The organism is Ferruginibacter sp., assembly GCF_014377975.1.
Classification (GTDB): domain Bacteria; phylum Bacteroidota; class Bacteroidia; order Chitinophagales; family Chitinophagaceae; genus Ferruginibacter.
Window position 1 is genome coordinate 1 of sequence record NZ_JACMOO010000231.1, and the last position, 3,634, is coordinate 3,634.

Here is a 3,634-nt window from a genome sequence, read left to right on the forward strand (position 1 = left end):
AGCCATGTGTCAGAACCTTTCCATTCAAAATCAACCCAAATGTTTTTAGCATTAGCTGAAACTGCATTGTCAATAATATCAGCCACAGCTGCTTGAATGCTATAACCGATTGCCCGGAAGGTTTCAATCATTGAAGAGGCTTCGGGAGTGGCTGGGGTAGTTTTATATAGAGAATAATCAATCATTTAATAGAGTAAGTTGCTTTTCTGTTACACTCCAACTAATTTGAATCGTAGTGTAAATATTTTTCTTGGGCTTTAACTTTTTTGCCGGGTTTTGTATAAATAGTACTTCAGGTATTTCGCTGATATTTGATATTACACATAGAAAGAAATTGTCTCCTTCATTTTGTGCTACAATCCATTCTTTACTTGTGAAAAGAACCCCGCCAGAAAAATCTGACAGCCCTTTTACTTCCACGAAAAATATTTCATCATGAGCCTCAATTCTAAAATCATAGCCAACTCCTAAATCTCTACAATCAATTAAATTTCCTTCAATAGGCTTCTTAGATTCTGAAAAGTATTTGATAAAAAAATCCTCTGCAGCTCTTCCCGTTGGAGCCCTCAAAATAAATTTGCCAATTGCAACTTTTTCGCTTTTTTCTTCAGAGAAAAGAGATGCTATTTTTTTTACTTCATCACTGTATCGATAATTATTATCATGTAGAATTTTCATTACGATATCTCTTAAGTCTGGTTCTTCTATGTCCTGTAAAGCCTCTATTGATTTTATAATTCTACTGTCCATAGGTCTTTGCCATCCTTTCCTCCATGGATGGATTGGATCAAATTCATCTCTTCTAAACTTCACATAATTCTTTTTTACCCCTAGGACATTTGCAGTTGTTTCAAATGCATCCGCATCGTTTTTAAAACCTAAATTATTTAACCCCTCTTTATTAAATTTCGAGAGATAAAATGCAACTATTATTGCAAGCAGGTTAGTGTTCATCTAAAAAATATCTTTTATAACTTTAGCCATACTTTGCGCCATCAGTGGTGGCACTGCATTCCCAATCTGTTTAAAAGCTGCAGTTCTGTTCCTCCCCTCTTTCACTCCTTCAAAATAAAAGTCATCGGGAAAAGATTGTAGTCTTGCTGCTTCTCTCACACTTATTGATCTGTTCTGTTTTTTATCAGGGTGTATATAATAATGTCCGTCTTTTGCAATATGTGCTACTACTGTTTGTGCTGCTACTGCTTCTGCATTTACAACCTTAAACCGATCGAAAAAGGAATGGCGGTTTTTATGTGTTTTTAATTTTTCAGGCAGATTAATATAATTTAGCCTATCACCTTGTTTCATCAAATCAACTGCTATTCGGTAAATTTCTTTGTCTTGGTCTGTATGAGGTCTGCTTACATGCTGAGTAAGTACATCAATGCCATTGCGTATGTGGGCACTATCTAAATAATCATTCTTATCGCTGGCATATTTATCACCTTTATCTTTTCCCTGTCCTGCCTGTAACTTTGGCAAATCCTGAAAGATGGATTGTACTTTAAACTGTTTATCAAAAACTGGTTCTATGCCCGGTACCGTTATATTCAAATCTTTTCTGTAACCAACTAATACAATTCTTTTCCGGTTTTGCAATACACCAAAATCACAGGCATTAAATAAAAAATCTTTAACTCCATATCCTTTTTTATCAAACTCTTTAACCATCTTTTTAAAGTATCCGCCACCATCAGCAGAACGCAATCCCAATACATTTTCAAACACAAACATTTTAGGCTTATACTTCTTAAGAAATTTTGCATACTGCAAATACAAATGATTACGTGGATCAGTTTCCATTCCGTTAGCACTCCTTGCCCTCCCCACCAATGAATATGCCTGGCAAGGTGGTCCACCAATAATTAAATCAACCGGTTGTTTTTGTAAAAGCTTATCAATGCGTTTAAAAATTGCAGGATTGTTTTCATCACTCAACGCCAAGTTGATAACACTGTTCATCTCTTCTTCGGGAACAGAGGAATATAAAGTTGCCCTGTTAATTTCTCCTTTGAGGTATTTCACATACTCATCAAATTTTTTTTTGCCTTTTAAATAATGATATGCTGTTCTTGTTTTCAATGTATAGCATGCTGCCTCATCCATCTCCACATGGGCAATAGGATTAAAACCAGCTCTGATAAAACCTTCGGACAAACCTCCTGCGCCCGCAAAGAGGTCAATAAAATTCAACTTCTTTATCATTTATTATTAAATACTTCTGGTTTAAAAAATTCTTTTACTGAAACATTCAGTGCAGTAGTAATCTTCATAAGCATGTCAACTGAAATATTTTTTCTTCCTTTTTCCAGATGTGATAGGTAGCTTCTTTCTATTTCGGCTTCGTAAGCAAATTGTTGCTGAGAGAGATTTTTTGCCTTTCTTAATTCAGCAATTCTCTCCCCAATGGCAATTTTAATGTCCATGAGTAAATGTATTATGGTGTGTTCTGGAATACGGTATACTCTAGAACACTGTTGATAAAATATTTAATTGGTAGTGGGGAAAGGGGCGGATGTGTATAGGTGGATTATTTCACACTAGATTTCTAAGAATTAAATTCAATGTCTCTTCTATTTTACCAGGCTTTAACTGGCATTCCCAAACAACAAGCACTTTCCATCCCGCTTGCTCTAAGGCTTGTACCTTCTTTGCATCATTTGCTTTGTTGCCATTAATTTTATTGAGCCACCAGTCGGTTCTTGTTTTGGGTACAACAAAATATTTACACTCATCGTGCCCATGCCAGAAACATCCATGAACAAAAATGACGGTTTTATACTTTGGCAACACTATATCCGGCTTTCCCGGTAGGTTTTTACTGTGCAGTCTGTACCGGAAACCATTTGCAAATAAAAATTTACGAACCAGCATTTCCGGTTTTGTATTCTTTCCCTTAATCCGGCTCATATTATAACTACGGGTTGCTACGCTATGTACATCGGGCATGTGACAAAGTTACAATGCCTGCTTTTAACAAATTATGTGATAAAAGTTCAATAAAGATTTTTTGATGAAGAGTGCGACGCCACCGAAGCTGCACAAAGCGATTTCGCCGGGCTCAAAAAAATATATTTTATTTATGGTACAACAACGGATGAGTATCCGTTTTGTAGTGAGCTGCCTACAACCTCCAATTTTAATTATTCCATTTTTTGAAAATGAGGCAGGCGATCCAATGGAACCTTTATCGATATTTTTACCGGCCCCTTAATTATTTTTCCATCATCTGCTTTCCATTTTCCCGGTGGTATTATTACATCCCGGGTAAATTTATTTTTTTCCAACAGGGGTGCAACCATCATCGAATTGCCTAACATAAACTGGTCTTTTATACCTGCATAACCCTGGTGGGGAAATACATATTCCAGGTGTCGTATAATGGGTTCGCCGGTAAGGGCGGCCTCCTTTGCCAATTGTACAATGAGGGCTGTTTGCTGCTCCCGTAGGGCAATTGCTTTTTTAACAGCGCTTAAATGAACAGCATCCAGCACCCTCCAGGGCGCTACAGAAAATTGCATCATGGGCATCATGGCATGGCATTGTGCCGAACGAACAATTAAATCCTGGTCGAGCGAAGTAAGATTTAAAAAGGATACAAAATCACCGCCGCCAATCATGTCCGGACAAGTAA

5 protein-coding genes and 1 pseudogene are annotated in these 3,634 nt (G+C 37.0%); all 6 read right to left on the bottom strand.

Going from position 1 to position 3,634, the window contains the following annotated elements; translation table 11 throughout:
• Positions 1 to 185, bottom strand: a 185-nt coding sequence (locus tag H7254_RS12490) for a hypothetical protein (protein ID WP_301933283.1), incomplete at its 3' end; no start/stop codon positions are given.
• Positions 178 to 954, bottom strand: coding sequence for a DUF3883 domain-containing protein (locus H7254_RS12495; protein ID WP_301933284.1), 777 nt, complete (start codon positions 952 to 954; stop codon positions 178 to 180). The genes H7254_RS12490 and H7254_RS12495, both read right to left, overlap by 8 nt.
• A complete protein-coding gene (locus H7254_RS12500) occupies positions 955 to 2,205 on the bottom strand; it encodes a DNA cytosine methyltransferase (protein WP_301933285.1) in 1,251 nt (416 codons plus the stop codon).
• On the bottom strand, positions 2,202 to 2,426 hold the full coding sequence (locus H7254_RS12505; RefSeq protein WP_301933286.1) for a helix-turn-helix domain-containing protein: 225 nt from the start codon (positions 2,424 to 2,426) through the stop codon (positions 2,202 to 2,204). The genes H7254_RS12500 and H7254_RS12505 overlap by 4 nt, the downstream gene beginning before the upstream one ends.
• A 109-nt stretch (positions 2,427 to 2,535) precedes the next feature.
• The gene (locus H7254_RS12510; protein WP_301933287.1) at positions 2,536 to 2,949 is read right to left on the bottom strand and encodes a very short patch repair endonuclease; all 414 of its coding nucleotides are present in this window, start codon (positions 2,947 to 2,949) and stop codon (positions 2,536 to 2,538) included.
• A 194-nt stretch (positions 2,950 to 3,143) separates the two neighbouring features.
• Positions 3,144 to 3,634: pseudogene (locus H7254_RS12515) on the bottom strand (TIM-barrel domain-containing protein); the annotation flags it as partial.

Excerpts from the sequence above, each read along its gene's own strand:
- H7254_RS12500 (WP_301933285.1), bottom strand. The coding sequence starts at position 2,205 with ATGATAAAGAAGTTGAATTTTATTGACCTCTTTGCGGGCGCAGGAGGT.
- H7254_RS12505 (WP_301933286.1), bottom strand. The coding sequence starts at position 2,426 with ATGGACATTAAAATTGCCATTGGGGAGAGAATTGCTGAATTAAGAAAG.
- H7254_RS12510 (WP_301933287.1), bottom strand. The coding sequence starts at position 2,949 with ATGCCCGATGTACATAGCGTAGCAACCCGTAGTTATAATATGAGCCGG.
- H7254_RS12495 (WP_301933284.1), bottom strand. The coding sequence starts at position 954 with ATGAACACTAACCTGCTTGCAATAATAGTTGCATTTTATCTCTCGAAA.